Source organism: Agrobacterium sp. fls2-241-TYG-188a (assembly GCF_030209845.1).
The window spans coordinates 768945-785912 of record NZ_JARVRD010000001.1; the positions used below are offsets into that span (position 1 = coordinate 768945).

Sequence of the window (16968 nt, forward strand, 5' to 3'; positions counted from 1 at the left end):
CCTTTGCATAACATAGTGAGGAGCGGATCGAAGTGAGCAGCACAATCAGGGCAGGATGGGATCACATTACCTTGAAAGCGTTGATTGGCGCTCTACTATTCTCTGCAACCGCGTTTGTCGCCTTCACGCTGCCTGACCATCCAGACACCCTAAGTGCAAGCAACTTCGCCCGCCTGCCGCTGGAATGGCCTCTCATCGCTCTTCTGGTGCTGATATCGCGGGGATGGCTCAGACGTACAATTGTCTTTGTCTCCGGCTTCATCGTTTTTCTCGTCTTGTTGTTGAAGGTCGCAGATATCGGCGTCCAGAGCGCCTTTCAGAGACAGTTCAATCCTTATCTCGATTTGAAGATGCTGACCGATGGCTGGAACCTGATTTCCGGTACGATAGGCACTGCAGCAGCCGTTGTCGCTCTGATTTGCGGTGCACTCCTCATCCTTCTGGTGGCAGCCCTGTTTCTCAAGTCGTTGAAGTGGATGACCCAAGCCCCGCAACGCCTGCTGCACCTGCTGGCTGGAACCTTTGCCCTCGTCACGGCTGCATCTGGCTGTCTGCTTTTGCTCGGAGCGCCACAGGTCACGTTCGCAACGCCCGCCTACCTTTCTTCCAGGCTCGACCTTATTGTCCGCTCTGTTGCGGATATGCGGGTCTTTGAAAAGGAACTGGCAAAGGGCATCGGTCCGCAAAACGGGCAAAACCTCTTTCAAGCCGTGAAGGGCAAGGACATCTACGTTATTTTTGTGGAATCCTACGGGCGATCTGCCGTCGAGGATTCGCAATATAAAGACGTAACGTCGCCAAGGCTCGCCGCCATCGAGAAGCAAATCCAAGCGGTCGGTCTCCAGTCTGCCAGCGGCTGGATCACGTCTCCAACAGTGGGCGGGTTAAGCTGGCTGGCGCACGGCACGTTGCTGTCCGGCCTTTGGGTCGATAGTCAGGCCCGTTACGACCGATTGATGATCAGCCGACAACCGAGCCTGAACCGGCTGTTTTCTGAAGCTGGCTGGCACAGTGTGGCAGTCATGCCTGCAATCACGATGGCATGGCCGGAGGCCAACTATTTCGGCTATGACCAGATCCTGGCGGCATCTGACCTCGACTATCGGGGCAAGCCGTTCAACTGGGTCACCATGCCGGATCAGTATACCCTGTCTGCGCTTGATCGGCTGGCGATAAAGCCTGCGCATCAGCGCGGGCAGAACGTCATGGCAGAAATTGCCCTCATTTCCAGCCACGCGCCTTGGACACCAGTGCCCAGACTCATTGATTGGAACGAGGTGGGCGATGGCTCAGCTTTCGACGAGCAGGCAACCAGCGGCGATCCTCCCTCCGTAGTCTGGGCCAATCCCGATCGTGTGAGACGGCAATATATCCAGACCATCGATTATTCCCTTGCAACCCTTGGAGATTTCATGGCGCGGCAGGGACGGGGCGCCATCTATATCATCCTTGGAGATCACCAGCCCGCATCCATCATTACCGGCCCCGGCGCATCCAGAGCCGTCCCTGTACATATCGTCGCGGACGACGCGAAGCTTCTGGCCCCGTTTCTGGAGGCTGGCTTCACGGATGGCATGACGGTATCTGGAGCGAGAGGTGAACCGCGAATGGATGAGTTACGCAGCCTACTGCTTGGCGCATTTGGCGGGATGTGAGCTGCGGCCCGTCTCTCAGCCCAGAAAGACTGGCCGGCGTTCAAAACAAAAGCCCCGGAACGTCTTGTCCCGGGGCTTGGTTTTTCATGATTCAGCAATCAAACGGCTTCGTGCATCTTATAGTCGGTATTGGCAGGTTCTTCCTTGTGCTGGATCAGCGGGCGGTTGCCGGAGAGTTTTCGGACCAGGACGTAGAAGACCGGTGTCATGAAGATGCCGAAGATCGTGACGCCGATCATGCCGGAGAACACGGCGACACCCATGGCCGAGCGCATTTCCGCACCAGCACCGGTGGAGATGACCAGCGGCACCACGCCCATGATGAAGGCGAGTGACGTCATCAGGATCGGGCGCAGGCGAAGGCGGCTTGCTTCGATGGCTGCGGCAACCGGCGAGCGGCCTTCGAACTCCAGTTCCCGGGCGAATTCCACGATCAGGATCGCGTTTTTCGCCGATAGTCCTACAAGGACGATGAGGCCGATCTGGGTGAAGATGTTGTTGTCACCTCCTGTCAACCAGACGCCCGTCATGGCCGCCAGCACGCCCATGGGCACGATCATGATGATGGCGAGCGGCAATGTGAGGCTTTCATACTGCGCGGCAAGCACCAGATAGACCAGCAGCAGAGCGAGCGGGAAGACGAGGAAACCCGAGCTTCCGGCAAGGATCTGCTGATAGGTCAGATCCGTCCACTCGTAAGCGATACCCGATGGCAAGGTCTCGTTGGCGATGCGTTCTATGGCTGCCTGCGCTTCGCCGGAAGAGAAGCCCGGTGCAGGACCGCCATTGATATCGGCAGAGAGGAAGCCATTGTAGCGGGTGGTCCGCTCAGGTCCTGTTGTTGCATCCACCTTCAGCAGTGCCGAGAGTGGTATCATCTGTCCATTCGACGAGCGAACCTTCAACTGGCCGATATCTTCCGCCTGCGAACGGAACTTCGCGTCAGCCTGTACCCGCACGCTGTAGGTGCGACCAAAGGCATTGAAGTCGTTGACGTAGAGAGAGCCGAGATAGATCTGCAGCGTCTCGAAAACATCGGTGACGGAAACGCCGAGTTGCTCGGCCTTGGCGCGGTCCAGATCCGCATAAAGCTGCGGCACGTTGATCTGGAAGCTGGAGAACAGACCGGCCAGTTCAGGCGTCTGATAGGCTTTCGCAAGGAAGGCCTTGGTCACCTCGTCCAGCTGCTGGTATCCGAAGCCCGCCCGGTCTTCGATCTGCAGCTTGAAACCGCCCGTTGTGCCAAGACCGTTAACCGGCGGTGGCGGGAACATGGCGATGAAAGCATCCTGAACGGCGCCGAATTTCTGGTTCAGTGCCATGGCAATGGCGCCGCCCGATAGTTCCGGTGTCGTGCGCTCCTCGAACGGGCTCAAGGCCACGAAGACGACGCCCGCATTGGAGCTGTTGGTGAAGCCGTTAATGGATAGGCCAGGAAACGCAATCGCATGTTCGACACCAGGCTGCTGCATGGCGATGTCGCTCATGCGCTTGATGACATCTTCCGTGCGATCAAGACTTGCGGCATCCGGCAGCTGGGCAAAGCCGATCAGATACTGCTTGTCCTGCGCGGGCACGAAGCCGCCGGGAACGGCATTGAACATGCCATAGGTCGCGCCAGCGAGAACCACATAGACCAGCATCACGATGCTCTTGCGATTGAGCAAGCCGCCGACGCTCCTGCCGTAACCATTCGAGGCCGCACCAAAGGCACGGTTGAAGCCACGGAAGAAGCCGCCAAGCACCTTGTCCATCCCACGGGTCAGCCAGTCCTTAGGCGCATGGTGATCCTTGAGAAGCAAGGCAGCCAGCGCTGGAGACAGCGTCAAAGAATTGATGGCCGAGATGACGGTCGAAATCGCAATCGTCAAGGCGAACTGGCGGTAGAACTGGCCCGACAGACCCGAGATGAAGGCAAGCGGCACGAAGACGGCGACCAGCACCAGCGCGATGGCGATGATGGGGCCGGAGACTTCCTTCATGGCGCGGTAGGTCGCATCGCGGGGAGACAGGCCGTTCTCGATATTGCGCTCGACGTTTTCCACCACCACGATGGCGTCGTCCACCACGATGCCGATGGCAAGCACCAGACCGAAGAGGCTGAGTGCATTGATCGAGAAGCCGAAGACATACATCACCGCGAATGTGCCGATGATGGATACGGGGACGGCAATGAGCGGGATGATCGAGGCGCGCCATGTCTGGAGGAACAGGATGACGACGATGACGACAAGCGCGATGGCTTCCAGCAGGGTGTCGATGACCTTGTCGATGGAGGCGCGGACGAATTGCGTCGTATCGTAGACGATCTCGTATTTCACGCCGTTTGGCATGGCCTTCTGCAGATCCTGCATGGTCGCCGAAACCTGATCCGAGATGGTAATCGCGTTGGAGCCGGGCGCCTGGAAGACGGGAATGGCCACGGCAGATTCGCCATCCAGCAGCGAGCGCAGCGCGTAATCGGCTGCACCCAGTTCTACGCGGGCAACGTCACGAAGGCGGGTAATTTCACCATTCGCACCGCTTTTGACGATGATGTTACCAAATTCCTCCGGTGTCGAAAGGCGTCCTTGAGCGTTGACGTTCAGCTGAAGATCAACGCCGTTAAGGCTTGGCGAGGCACCGATCGTGCCGGCCGCGGCCTGCACGTTCTGCTCGCGGATGGCGTTGCTGATGTCGCTGGCGGCAAGATTATGCTCAGCCGCCTTTTGCGGATCGATCCACACGCGCATGGAATAGTCGCCGGCACCGAAAATCTGCACCTGGCCAACACCTTCGATGCGCGCCAGACGGTCCTTGATGTTGAGGACGGCGTAGTTGCGCAGATAGGTCAGGTCATACTGATTGCCGGGTGACACCAGATGCACGACCATCATCAGGTCGGGCGAGCTTTTGACGGTCGAGACGCCAAGGCTTCTGACTTCGGCGGGCAGGCGAGGTTCTGCCTGCGAAACACGGTTCTGGACCAGCTGTTGCGCCTTGTCCGGGTCCGTGCCCAGCTTGAAGGTGACGGTCAGCGTCATGACGCCGTCCGAAGTCGCCTGGCTGGACATGTAGAGCATGTCTTCTACGCCGTTGATCTGCTCTTCAAGCGGTGTTGCAACCGTTTCAGCAATGACCTTCGGGTTGGCGCCAGGGTAGGTGGCGCGCACGACGATGGAAGGTGGCACGACTTCCGGATATTCGGAAATCGGAAGCGCGCGCATGCCGATAAGGCCAGCGACCACGATAAGGACCGATAGGACGCCGGCAAAGACCGGCCGGTCTACGAAAAATCTGGAGATGTTCATGATTTAGCCCTCTCCGGGTGAAAATCTGGACGCGAAGGACCGCTCCGGCGGCAATTGCCACCGGCAGGTCTTCGTTTCCTGTTCTGATCAATGGGGACGGCGGACCCCTTGGGAGCAGGCCCGCCGGAATGTTATTGCGAGGCTGCGACCTTGTCTTCGGTCTGCGGAGCGACAACGGCACCGGGGCGAATACGCTGCAAACCGTTGACGACAATCTTGTCGCCTGCGGCAAGGCCGCTTTCCACCACACGCAGGCCATCTGCGGCTGCGCCGGGCTTTATCTGGCGGTAGTTAACCTTATTCTCGCCATCCACCACGAAGACGAACTTCTTGTCCTGATCGGTGCCGATGGCGCGGTCGGTGATGACGATGCGGTTTTCCGACTTCGGCTCACCCAGGCGCACCCGCACGAACTGGCCGGGGATCAGGCGTCCATCCGTGTTGGCAAAGACGGCGCGCACCCCGATGGTGCCGCTTGCACCATCGACCTGATTGTCGATGAGATGAAGCGTGCCTTTGATGGGCGTGCCCTCATCGGCAAGCGTGCCGACTTCGACCGGGATTTGCTCCAAGGCCTGAAGCGCGCCATCGGATACGGGCAATTGCGACAGCGCCTTGGTAACCATCTCTTCGCTGGCGTTGAAGCTGGCATAGATCGGGTCGACCGATACCAGTGTCGTAAGCGCTGGCGAGGCAGATCCGGCGGCAACCAGATTGCCGACGGTAATATCCAGCTTGCCAACGCGTCCGGAGACTGGTGCGCGAAGCTGTGTATAGCTGAGATCGAGCTGCGCCGTGGTCAATGCGGCACGGGCGGCCCGCAACTGTGCTTCGGCATCCGCAACATTGCTCTGGCGCTGGTCGAGATCGCTTTGCGAGATGGTGCGGTTGTCCGAGAGGCGGCGACCGCGCTCAAGCTCGGTTGTGGCGAGCCCAACCTTGGCCTGTGCAGAGGCAACCTGTGCTTCCGCACCGGCAACCGCTGCCTGATACGGTGCGGGATCGATTGTAAAGAGGAGATCACCGGCCTTGACCAATGCGCCTTCACGGAAATGGACTGCCTGGATTTGGCCCGCGACACGGGAGCGGATCTGGACGCGTTCTACCGCTTCGAGACGGCCTGAAAACTGCTCCCAATGCGTGATGTCACGGCTTTCAACGGTGGCGACGGTTACAGGAATCGCCGGCGTTTCTGCAGGAGCGGATGCTGCCACGGCACCCGTAGTCATGGGAAGATCGAATAGAAATGCCGCTGCTGCAACGGACACGGCAAGGCCGATGCCGGCACCCGCAAGGGCACGGCGCTTGTTCTTGAGCGTCATGGGATACTCCTTGGCCTCATCAGAAGCCGATCAGTTGGTGTAATGAATGCTAATGCTTCAGGTCTTGAACGAAATCCGCAAACTCGGCGCAGACAGCAGAAAGCCATGTGCCACCTTCACCGCGATAAAGCCCCGTCCAGCCGGAACCGGCAGGGAAAACATGCTGCCGAACGCGTATTCCTGCATCACTCAGGCGACCGGCGTAATTGACGGTCTCGTCATGCAGAGGATCGTCCTCGGCTGTAAAAATCAATGCCGGTGCCACCCGGTCGAGCCGCGTACACTGGCAGGGGGCGGCATAGGGATGTGCCACTCCGCAGGCCTTTGCCAGATACCGGCTCCAGCCCTCAGCCCAGCGCTGCCGCATACCGATCTTGTCGGCATCCCGAAAGGACATGGACGCCATCAGCGGATCGATCATCGGTGAGAGCAAAATCTGCCCTGCCAATTTTCCCGGCATCCTGTCTCGCGCCTTTAGCGCCAGACCGGCTGCCACATTGCCGCCTGCCTCTTCACCCGCAACGAACAGCAGCGATTTTGCGCTGCCATATTGCTTGCGGCTGTTGCTCAGGCAATTCAGGGCCTCGAACGCACAATCGATGACAGCTGGAAACTCGTTGCACGAGCTTGTGCTGTAATCCGCTTCGATGACGACTGCACCCTTGTCGGCAAGTGCTCGTGCAACCGGAAGCTCCGGACAGCGAGCGCCTTGCTCCAGAAAAGAACCGCCACGAAGATAAAGCACGAGCGGCGGCGTCCGGTTTTCACCTTCACCCTTGTAGATACGAACGGACAAGGGTGGCTGTGTTGCCCCGCTGCTCTCGATCGTCTGCCACTGCGTGTTCATTTCGTTTCCTTCGCGACCCGTTTGCAACGGGTCTTGCAGCAATTTCTGAATTAGATATTATTGTTCGAGATAAATTGCACAAGCGGGCAAAATTGAAAACACTATTCCAAATTCACGGACAATCGAACGAAAAGGCCAACAATGGATCAGTTAGCGGCGATGCGTGTGTTTGCACGGGTGGTGGAAACAGGGAATTTCACCCGGGCTGCCAACGCTCTCAACATTCCAAAGACCACGGTCACCAACATGGTGCAGGGGCTTGAAGCGCATCTGCGGACCACGCTTCTGAACCGGACAACGCGCCGGGTTATGGTCACAACGGACGGTGCGCTTTATTACGAACGCGCGACCCAGATCCTGTCGGAAATCGATGAACTGGACAGCAGCCTTTCCAACGCCAACGTCCAGCCATCGGGCCGCCTTCGTGTGGAAATGGCTGGTGTCTTTGCCGACGAGATCATCATTCCAAACCTTTGCGATTTTCACGAGCGCTTCCCTCTGATTCGGCTCGATATCGGCGTCGGAGACCGGCTGGTCGATTATATCGCAGAAAACGTCGATTGCGCCTTGCGGGTAGGGACCCTGCGCGACCAGTCGCTCATTGCCCGCAAAGTATCGGAACTCGATTTCATCACCTGCGCATCACCCGGTTACATCGAACGTTTCGGCATACCCCAGCAGCCGGAAGACCTTGAGATCGATCACTACTGCGTTGGATATCTCAATGCCAGCGCAGGACAAGTCATGAGCATGGCCTTCGATAATGGTATTCGCTCAACGGAGATCACCCCCCGCTACATCGTCTCCGCCAACGACGCCCGTACTTATCAAAACGCAATTCTCGCTGGGATGGGTGTCGGGCAACTGGTGCCGTTCTCCATCAGGAAGGAGATAAAGGAGGGCAAACTGGTCCAAATCCTTCCCGAGTGGAAAAGCGAGGCCATGCCCATCTATATCGTCTATCCGCAGACGCGACACGTGACGAACAAGGTTCGCGTTTTCGTGGACTGGGTGGCAAAGCTGCTGAACAGAAGTGCGCTGGGGTCTTTGTAATCCGGCCGGGCTTCCTGGAGGCAGCAGATGTGCTCCAAGCTCATACATCAGGACAAGATCGACTTGTCCTGATGAGGGTCACTTGCTTCAAGCCAAGCCGTCAACTGCGGGGTTGAACGAGCGCCAGCGCGACGGTCGCGGCCGCGAGGATGGCAGTCAGGGTCAGCGGCCCTGCGGCACCGTATGTATCCACGACATAACCACCGACAACCGCCCCGATGCTGATTGCGACCTGGAAGGAAACAACCATCAGGCTGCCTGCCGCCTCGAGATCATCAGGTGCGCTGCGGGACAGGTTGGTTGGTAGCACCACTGGCGCCATGCCGAAGGCGAAGCCCCAGAGCGCGACCAAAGTGAACGCGACAGCAGCATAAGCACCGCTAATGACCAGAGTGATTGCCGCCAACGCCATCAGTGCAGCGGTGACCACGAGCGCCATGCTGATACTGGCATCTGCCATCCTGCCACCAGCGACGTTGCCGACAACGGAGGCGATGCCGAAACCGAGCAGGGCGAGGGCGATTGATTGCGTATCGAGCAACGTCACCTGCTCGAGGAATGGTCGTACATAGATCGAGCCAGCGAAATGTCCGGTCATAAGCAAAAGGATGGCTAACATGCCCAACTGAACGCCGCGTCGCCGCGTCAGCTTGAGCACGTCGATCAGGCTGTTGCTTGTGCTGGCAGGCAGGGATGGCAGGCTCACCGCCTGCATCACCATGGCAATGACGGCAAGTCCGGCAGTTAACCCCATCGCCGTTCGCCAACCCAGCCAGTCGCTGATCAGGGCTCCCATGGAAGGCGCAGCTATGGTGGCCAAGGAAACGCCGAGGGTGACGATCGCCATGCCGCGGCCCGTTGCATTGGTGCCCACCAGTCTTGCAACGACGGCAACCGAAAGCGCCCAGAAGCCACTCAGTGCAATGCCCAATCCGGCTCGACCTACCAACAACAACCAGAATTCGCTCGCCGTAGCGGCAAGGATGTTAGATCCGACTGCGAGTGCGGTAAGAGCAACCAAAACTGTCTTGCGGTTCAATCTACCGATCAGGACATTGCTGAATAGCGCCGTAATCGCGCCAACGGAGGCCGTGGCCGTGACGACCTGCCCGGCTGTCCCTTCGCTGATGCCCAGGTCGCGCGCCATCGGCGTCAAGAGTCCGGCTGGCAGAAACTCGGCCGACACCAGAGCAAAGCTGGTAGCGGCCATGGAAAGGACGGCAAGCCAGGTCGCTGCCGTCCATGTGCTTTGTTCTTCTGTTTCTAAATCGGTGATTGGTTTGTCGAGCTGCAAAGTCGTGTCCGTCATTTCGGTGTCTCCTAAACTAAGGACATCTATAGACGGAGTTTTCAGGATGATCTGTGCCTTAAAATCCTAAATTCATATCCGTTCGTCCGGAATTTGTGCGGCGCACAGTGCCCGGAGAGATGTTTGTTACACGTTTGAACGCCCGCGCAAATGACGCTTCCGATTCGTATCCGAAGCGTGTGGCGACTTCAGCTACGGATACCCCTTTTCGAGACAGGAGTTCTCTTGCAAGCTCCATACGCAGACGGGCGAGGTAACGGGCCGGGCCCTCGCCGAGTACAGAACTAAACCGCTCGGCAAAGATGGAGCGTGATTGGCCTGCTACAATGGCAAGGTTTTCCAGCGTCCAATGGTGGCCAGGCTGGCGGTGGATGGCGGCCAGCACGCGTCCGATATGAGGATCGCGTATTGCAGCCAGCCAGCCGGTGGTTGATGCCCCACTGCAATTGACCCAGCAGCGAATAAGCCGGGCAGCCAGCAGGTCGGCCATGCGCGAAAGAACCGTCGCGCTTCCCATCTGTGGCTGTGAGGCCTCGACAGACATGGCAGCCAGCAAGGGTCCTATAAGCGGGTCGTTACCGGCCACATCACAGCCCCGGATGATGGGTGGCATCAAAGAAATCAGAGGATGAAGCGCGTGCTCGCCCAAGGCCATGGATCCGCAGAACAGGGTTGCGGTGGCACCCGTTCCCTCTCGGACGACTTCGCAGACGCTGCTTTCAAGCTTCGTTACCTGGCATGATTTACGGCAATCGCCCTCTACATCCGGTGCGCTTGCCAGGCGGTGAGCAACACCCTGTGGCAAGAGGACCAGATCGCCATCACTCAGCGCCTGCCAACCCTGCGCTTCCGTATGAATCCAGCATGGGCCCTGGCTGACGAAGTGAAAGCGCAACAACGGTTGTTCGGGAAAGGCAATGCTCCACGGATGCCGCAACTCGCAACGTCCATAGTTGACACCGCTCAAGCGAAAGTCCCGCAGGACCTCGCTCAGGGCGTCCATGGGCAAATCTGGAGACGGTAACTTCTCGGGTGAATGGTCAAGCATGGACATGATTTATATGCAGATCATCTCATTTTCAATGCTGATCTTCGCAAATCAGCGCTAGCAGTATGTCTGGCTATTGGTCCTTCAGTGTGAAGCCGCATGTGTGTGCTCCCTCGGACAATGGCTGGTGGCCAAAATACGAGACCGTCTTGATAAAATCCTAATATGTGTTAATCGGTAAGATGTCAGACCAATTTATCGTCTGCACGGTCGGGGTTTTTGGATGGACAAGCCAATAGACAGTCACCTGATGACGCCGCTGCCTGCGGTCGACAGAGTGCGCCAGGTCGAGGCTGCGCTCGCGGAATTCGTCAACAGGGCCGGGCTGAAGGCCGGAAGTCGCCTGCCTGCAGAGCGTGAACTTATGACAGCGCTGGGTGTCGGGCGCTCCACCATCCGAGAGGTCATCCGCAAGTTTCAGGCGCTTGGCGTTATCGATAGCCGCAAGGGTAGCGGCAACTACCTTCTCAAGCCGATTTCCAGCGCAACCGTTCACATGCCGATTTCCATTGAGGCGGAAAGCCTGCGCGATGCTTTGCTGATGACGCTGGAGGTTCGACGCGGAATAGAGGTCGAGGCATCCATGGCCGCTGCGCGCCGCAGAACGGAAGAGGATATCGAGACCATGCGCCTGCGGCTTGAGGAAATGGAATGTGTCCATCTTGCCGAGGGTACGTCCGGCAAGGCCGATCTCGCGTTTCACCTTTCCATTTATGACGCCACCCACAATTCGCTGTTCAAGCAGCTTCTGGAGCAGATGCGTGAGGGCTTCGAGCGGTTCTGGTTGAAACCGTTCGACAGGCCGGATTTCGCGGCGCGCTCCTTTCCATTCCACCGCACGCTGTTCAACGCCATTGTCGCTTCGGACGCGGTCTCTGCACGCGAAGAAACGCTGAAAATCCTCGCCATCGTCGAGGAAGATATCAAGGACATGTCCAAATGAGCCAAGGCAATGATCTCTACGATCCCGCATCTCTCATCGTTGCCCATGATGAAACGCATGCCTTTGAGGCTGTGGTGCCGCCCATCGTCCAGACCTCGCTTTTCACCTTCTCAAGCTATGACGAAATGGTCGCCACTTATCGTGGAGAGAGAAATCGCCCCGTCTATACGCGTGGACTGAACCCGACGGTTCGGATGTTTGAGGAAATGCTGGCCAAGCTTGAGGGTGCGGAGGATGCGCTTGGCTTTGCCAGTGGCATGGCGGCGATTTCGTCCACCGTTCTGTCTTTCGTTTCACCGGGAGACCGTATCGTTGCCGTGCGCCATGTCTATCCGGATGCCTTCCGTCTTTTCGGCACCTTGATGAAGCGCATGAATATCGGCGTGACCTATGTCGATGGTCGTGATGAGGCTGCCGTCGAAAAGGCGATGCCGGGCGCAAAGCTTTTTTACATGGAAAGCCCCACGAGCTGGGTCATGGAAGCGCATGATGTCGGCGCGCTTGCTGCGATTGCGCGCCGTCACGGAGCGGTTTCGGTTATCGATAATTCCTGGGCGAGCCCGATCTTTCAAAAGCCGCTGTCGCTTGGCGTCGATCTGGTCGTGCATTCGGCCTCAAAATATCTCGGCGGCCACAGCGATGTGGTGTCCGGCATCGTTGCGGGCTCGAAAGCGATGATCGATACCATCCGTGCCGAAGCCTATCCCTATCTGGGCGGCAAGATGTCTCCGTTTGATGCCTGGCTTTTGATCCGCGGATTGCGCACGCTGCCCATTCGCATGCGGGCGCATCAGGAATCGGCGCTGGCAATCGCCTCACGTCTGCAGGCGCTCGATGTCGTCGAGACGGTTTGCCATCCGGGTCTGGCGAACCGCCTGCCGCCGGGCCTGAATGGCACATCGGGCCTGTTTTCATTCATTTTCCGCGAGGGCGTTGATGTCAGGGCCTTTGCCGACCGTCTTCAACTTTTCAAACTTGGTGTTTCCTGGGGAGGACATGAAAGCCTGATCGTCCCTGGCGAAGTGGTGCTCGAACAGAAGGCGCAGCCGAATTCGGCGCATACGTTCGGTATCAGCCCGCGCTCCGTGCGCCTGCATGTCGGTCTTGAGGGTACAGAAGCGCTCTGGAACGATCTTGATACTGCGATCATGGAGGCATCTGCCGCCGCCTGACGCATTGACCAACGACGACAAAAAAATGGGAGAACGCAATGAAAAAACTGGTAGCAGCAACACTTTTCACCGCCCTGATGGCCGGAACGGCACTGGCGGACACGACTCTGAAGCTCGTGGAAGTCATCACGAGCCCTGAACGCACCGAGACCCTGAAGGGCCTCGTCTCCAAATTCGAAGCCGCCAATCCCGGCACGAAGGTCGAAATCGTCTCCCTTCCATGGAGCGAAGCATTCCAGAAATTTGCCACCATGGTTTCGGCAGGCGATGTTCCCGATGTCATTGAAATGCCTGATACATGGCTGTCGCTCTATGCCAATAACGGCATGCTTGAAAGCCTCGAGCCCTATCTGGCAAAGTGGGAACACACCGCCGGTTTGAGCGCCCGCACGCTGGAGCTTGGCCGTGACGTCAAGGACACGGCCTACATGCTGCCCTACGGTTTTTACCTGCGCGCCATGTTCTACAACAAGAAGCTGCTTGAGCAGGCAGGTGTGAAGGAACCGCCGAAGACGCTGGAAGACTTCGCCGATGCCTCCAAGAAGGTTGCCGCCATCCCCGGAAAATACGGATATTGCCTGCGCGGCGGTCCGGGCGGTCTGAATGGCTGGGTCATGTTCGGCGCGTCCATGGCCGGCTCCAACGAGTTCTTCACCAAGGACGGACAGTCGACCTTTGACAGCCCCGGCTGGATAAAGGGCCTGACCTATGTCATCGATCTCTACAAGAACGGCTACGCACCGAAGGACAGCGTCAACTGGGGCTTCAATGAGATCGTGGCCGGTTTCTACTCCGGCACATGCGCTTTCCTCGATCAGGACCCGGATGCGCTGATTGCCATTGCCCAGCGCATGAAGGCGGAAGATTTCGGCGTGATGACGATGCCGAAGGGTCCCGATGGCAAGACCTTCCCCACAATCGGCTTTGCGGGCTGGTCGATGATGGCGTCCTCCAAGAGCAAGGACTTGTCCTGGAAGTTGATCGAGACGCTGGAAGGGCCGGAAGGCAACATCGAGTGGAACAAGAAAACCGGTGCGCTTCCCGTTCACACCTCGGCAGAAAAAGATCCGTTCTATGCCAGCGAGCAGTTCAAGGGCTGGTTCGAGGAACTGGCAGACAAGAATGCCGTGCCGACGACCATGCCGACCTATCTCGAGGAATTTGCATTCTTCAAGGACTCGCTCGTCATCAAGTCATCGCAGGAAGCTCTTCTGGGTGACATCACCCCGGAAGAACTTGCCAAGCAGTGGGCTGACTACATGACCAAGGCTCAGCAGAAGTTCCTGCAATCGAAATAAACGAGACAGGCAGCGCGTGACCATCCGCGCTGCCTGATCACCGCTTCGGTTCAGAAACAAACGAGATCAGCGCATGGCGCACTCGTTCGCCGTCTTTCGCTGGGGAGCATTCGATGTCCTATACCCAAACCGCCGGGCCCGTGGCCGCCCGCAAGCCCGCTTTGCAGCGTCTGGCAAGAGCCGCCGAGCCATGGCTTTACAGTGCGCCAGTCCTGGTCCTTATCATCACGGTCATGATGGTGCCGCTGGTTCTGGGCTTGTCCTACGCATTCCGCGACGTTCAACTGCTCAACCCTTTCTCCGGCGGGTTCATCGGCCTCGACCATTTCAGAGAGCTTTCGCAGGATGTTGCCTTCTATCGCGCGCTGAAGAACACGCTCTGGTGGACCGGCGCTTCGGTCTTTCTGCAATTCTTTTTCGGACTTATTCTCGCCCTGCTTCTCGACAAACCTTTTGCGGGCCGTGGCGTGGTGCAGGCGCTCGTCTTCCTGCCATGGGCCGTGCCGACGTTTCTGGCCGGGCTCAACTGGGCATGGCTGTTCAATCCGGTCATCGGTCCGCTGCCGCATTGGATGACGTCGCTGGGGCTGCTCTCTGCGCCCAACAACATTCTCGCGGATCCGCATCTGGCCATGTGGGGTCCGATCATCGCCAATGTCTGGTGGGGCATTCCGTTTTTTGCCATCACGCTGCTGGCCGCCCTTCAGGCCATTCCGCGTGATCTCTACGAGGCCGCATCGATTGATGGCGCAACGCCGCTCCAGCGCTTCACATCCATCACGCTGCCGTTTCTTGCGCCAACCATCGCAATCACGGTTTTGCTGCGGACTGTCTGGATCGCGAATTTCGCCGATCTCATCATCGTCATGACCAATGGCGGGCCTGCCGACCGCACGCAGATCGTTGCAAGCTACATCTTCACGCAGGCCTTCAAGCGGCTCGATTTCGGCTACGCATCCGCCATCGCGCTGGCTCTCTTGGTCCTTCTGCTCGCCTATTCCATGGTCATCGTCATCATGCGCCAGCGCCTTATTGAGAAGGATTGACCTATGACCAGCAGGATTTTCCTGACAATTGCGCATCGTTTCGCACTTCTTCTCTACGTCATCTTTGCGCTCTTCCCGCTGTTCTGGCTCCTCAAGGTGTCGGTCACGCCCAACGATCTTCTTTACAGCGAAGGCGTGCGGATGTGGCCATCGCATGCAACGCTTGATCACTATCGCTACGTCATCGAAAACAGCGCGTTTCCAACCTTCTTCAAGAACAGCGTCATCGTTGCGGGCTCTACGGCTTTTGCGGTCACCATCCTGTCTTCGCTGGCCGGTTATGCGCTGTCGCGTTTCCGTTTTCGCGGCAAATACTGGGTCATCGGACTGATGCTGGTCACACAGATGTTTCCGCTCGTCATGCTGGTGGCGCCCATTTTCAAAATGCTTTCGCCGCTGGGCCTGACGAACAGCCTCACGGGCCTTGTCATCGTCTACACGGCCTTCAACGTGCCCTTTGCGACGTTCCTCATGCAATCCTTCTTTGATGGCATTCCGAAAGACCTTGAGGAAGCTGCGATGATTGATGGCGCCAGCCGGTTCAAGGCGTTCCGGCAGATCATTCTGCCGCTAACGCTGCCGGGCATCGCCGCAACGCTTGGCTTCGTCTTCACCGCAGCTTGGAGCGAGCTGCTCTTTGCCCTGATGCTGATCTCGGGAAACGAAAGCGCCACATTCCCGGTTGGTCTGCTGACCTTCGTCTCGAAATTCTCGGTCGACTTTGGACAGATGATGGCGGCCGGCGTGCTGGCATTGATCCCCGCATGCCTCTTCTTCCTGCTCATTCAACGATACCTCGTGCAGGGCCTGACGGCCGGTGCGGTGAAAGGATAATCCATGGCTTCCATCGAGCTTAATCGCGTCGCTAAATCCTATGGGGATCATCCCGTCCTGCACGGTGTCGATCTTACCATTGCCGATGGCGAATTCGTCGTCCTCGTTGGGCCATCCGGCTGCGGAAAGTCGACGCTTCTGCGCATGATCGCCGGTCTCGAAGAGATCACATCAGGCACCCTCACAATTGATGGGCAACTGGTCAACGACCTCAAGCCGAAGGACCGGGATATCGCCATGGTCTTCCAGTCCTACGCGCTTTACCCTCATATGAGCGTGGCAGACAATATGAGCTACAGCCTACGTCTGCGCAAAAGCCCCAAGGAGGTGATTGCCTCAGCGGTTGCCGCCGCCTCCGGCAAGCTTGGGCTTGACCCCTATCTGGCACGGCGTCCAAAGGCGCTTTCCGGCGGACAGCGCCAGCGCGTCGCCATGGGTCGCGCAATCGTGCGCCAGCCAAAAGCATTCCTTTTCGACGAGCCGCTCTCGAATCTGGATGCGCGCCTGCGCGAGCAGATGCGGGCAGAAATCAAGCGTATGCAGGCAGATTTGCGTGCCACCTCCGTCTATGTAACCCACGATCAGATCGAAGCCATGACGCTCGCATCCCGCATCGTTGCCATGAATGACGGATATGTGCAGCAGATCGGCGCGCCGCTCGATCTTTATGATCGTCCGGCCAACCTGTTCGTTGCAGGCTTTATCGGTTCACCCGGAATGAATTTCCTTGAAGGACGCTGCGTTCAAGGGGCTGAGGCAAGCCAGATGGCTCTGCCGGATGGCAGCATATTGCCGCTTCAGCGGCGCATTGCTGTTAAAGATGGCGAGGCGATAACGCTTGGCATTCGACCCGAGCACGTGATTGTGGCTCCGGACGCACAAGGCATTGAGGCCAAGGTGGACCTTGTCGAGCCGACGGGCCTTGGCATCATCCTGCATCTCGCCGTCCACGGGATGCCCTTCAAGCTGTTTTCGTCAGACAGGGCGCTCTTGCAGCCGGGCAAATCCATCACCGTCGGTCTGCCGCCGGAAAAGCTGCATGTCTTTGACATGAAGGGCGACCGGATCGACTGATTTATCATGAGGTCGAAGCCGCCGGCGTTGCCAACGAAAACACCGTCACGATCGCTAAAGAATGGCGTTTGGCCAAC

13 protein-coding genes are annotated in these 16968 nt (G+C 58.1%); 8 read left to right on the forward strand and 5 right to left on the reverse strand.

Annotation, left to right across the window (positions count from 1 at the left end):
* The first annotated feature begins 32 nt into the window (after nt 1–32).
* Nucleotides 33–1655 (forward strand): LTA synthase family protein, encoded by a 1623-nt coding sequence (locus QRN85_RS03310; protein WP_284757217.1) that lies wholly within the window; start codon nt 33–35, stop codon nt 1653–1655.
* A gap of 98 nt (nt 1656–1753) precedes the next feature.
* On the opposite strand, the gene QRN85_RS03315 is transcribed toward QRN85_RS03310, so the two are convergent.
* The 3 genes from QRN85_RS03315 to QRN85_RS03325 all read right to left on the reverse strand — a co-directional run bounded on the left by QRN85_RS03315 (nt 1754) and on the right by QRN85_RS03325 (nt 7114).
* Nucleotides 1754–4945, reverse strand: a complete 3192-nt coding sequence (locus QRN85_RS03315) for an efflux RND transporter permease subunit (protein ID WP_062587800.1) — start codon at nt 4943–4945, stop codon at nt 1754–1756.
* Nucleotides 4946–5076: 131 nt separating this feature from the next.
* Nucleotides 5077–6267, reverse strand: coding sequence for an efflux RND transporter periplasmic adaptor subunit (locus QRN85_RS03320; protein WP_284757218.1), 1191 nt, complete (start codon nt 6265–6267; stop codon nt 5077–5079).
* Nucleotides 6268–6316: 49 nt separating this feature from the next.
* Nucleotides 6317–7114, reverse strand: a complete 798-nt coding sequence (locus QRN85_RS03325) for an alpha/beta hydrolase fold domain-containing protein (RefSeq protein ID WP_062587796.1) — start codon at nt 7112–7114, stop codon at nt 6317–6319.
* A 141-nt stretch (nt 7115–7255) separates the two neighbouring features.
* On the opposite strand from QRN85_RS03325, the gene QRN85_RS03330 reads away from it, so the two are divergent.
* On the forward strand, nt 7256–8167 hold the full coding sequence (locus tag QRN85_RS03330; RefSeq protein WP_112962368.1) for a LysR family transcriptional regulator: 912 nt from the start codon (nt 7256–7258) through the stop codon (nt 8165–8167).
* Nucleotides 8168–8267: 100 nt separating this feature from the next.
* On the opposite strand, the gene QRN85_RS03335 is transcribed toward QRN85_RS03330, so the two are convergent.
* Together QRN85_RS03335 and QRN85_RS03340 are read right to left on the reverse strand one after the other, a co-directional pair.
* Nucleotides 8268–9476 (reverse strand): MFS transporter, encoded by a 1209-nt coding sequence (locus QRN85_RS03335; RefSeq protein WP_284757219.1) that lies wholly within the window; start codon nt 9474–9476, stop codon nt 8268–8270.
* Nucleotides 9477–9534: 58 nt separating this feature from the next.
* Nucleotides 9535–10524: an AraC family transcriptional regulator gene (locus tag QRN85_RS03340; RefSeq protein ID WP_502870757.1), complete on the reverse strand. Its 990-nt coding sequence runs from the start codon at nt 10522–10524 to the stop codon at nt 9535–9537.
* 250 nt (nt 10525–10774) lie between these two features.
* Between QRN85_RS03340 and QRN85_RS03345 the strand changes: the two genes are divergently transcribed.
* The 6 genes from QRN85_RS03345 to QRN85_RS03370 all read left to right on the forward strand — a co-directional run bounded on the left by QRN85_RS03345 (nt 10775) and on the right by QRN85_RS03370 (nt 16891).
* Nucleotides 10775–11467 carry a FadR/GntR family transcriptional regulator gene (locus QRN85_RS03345; RefSeq protein WP_062587787.1) on the forward strand — a complete coding sequence of 231 codons (693 nt, stop codon included), beginning with the start codon at nt 10775–10777 and terminating at the stop codon, nt 11465–11467.
* The gene (locus tag QRN85_RS03350; RefSeq protein WP_284757220.1) at nt 11464–12639 is read left to right on the forward strand and encodes a PLP-dependent transferase; all 1176 of its coding nucleotides are present in this window, start codon (nt 11464–11466) and stop codon (nt 12637–12639) included. Before QRN85_RS03345 ends, QRN85_RS03350 begins: the two co-directional genes overlap by 4 nt.
* Before the next feature lie 38 nt (nt 12640–12677).
* A complete protein-coding gene (locus tag QRN85_RS03355; protein ID WP_113098104.1) occupies nt 12678–13937 on the forward strand; it encodes an ABC transporter substrate-binding protein in 1260 nt (419 codons plus the stop codon).
* Nucleotides 13938–14050: 113 nt separating this feature from the next.
* Nucleotides 14051–14983, forward strand: a complete 933-nt coding sequence (locus QRN85_RS03360) for a carbohydrate ABC transporter permease (RefSeq protein ID WP_284757221.1) — start codon at nt 14051–14053, stop codon at nt 14981–14983.
* Nucleotides 14984–14986: 3 nt separating this feature from the next.
* Entirely contained in the window at nt 14987–15817 is an 831-nt protein-coding gene (locus tag QRN85_RS03365) for a carbohydrate ABC transporter permease (RefSeq protein WP_062587777.1), read from the forward strand.
* 3 nt (nt 15818–15820) lie between these two features.
* Nucleotides 15821–16891 (forward strand): ABC transporter ATP-binding protein, encoded by a 1071-nt coding sequence (locus QRN85_RS03370; protein WP_284757222.1) that lies wholly within the window; start codon nt 15821–15823, stop codon nt 16889–16891.
* The last annotated feature ends 77 nt before the right edge of the window (nt 16892–16968 follow it).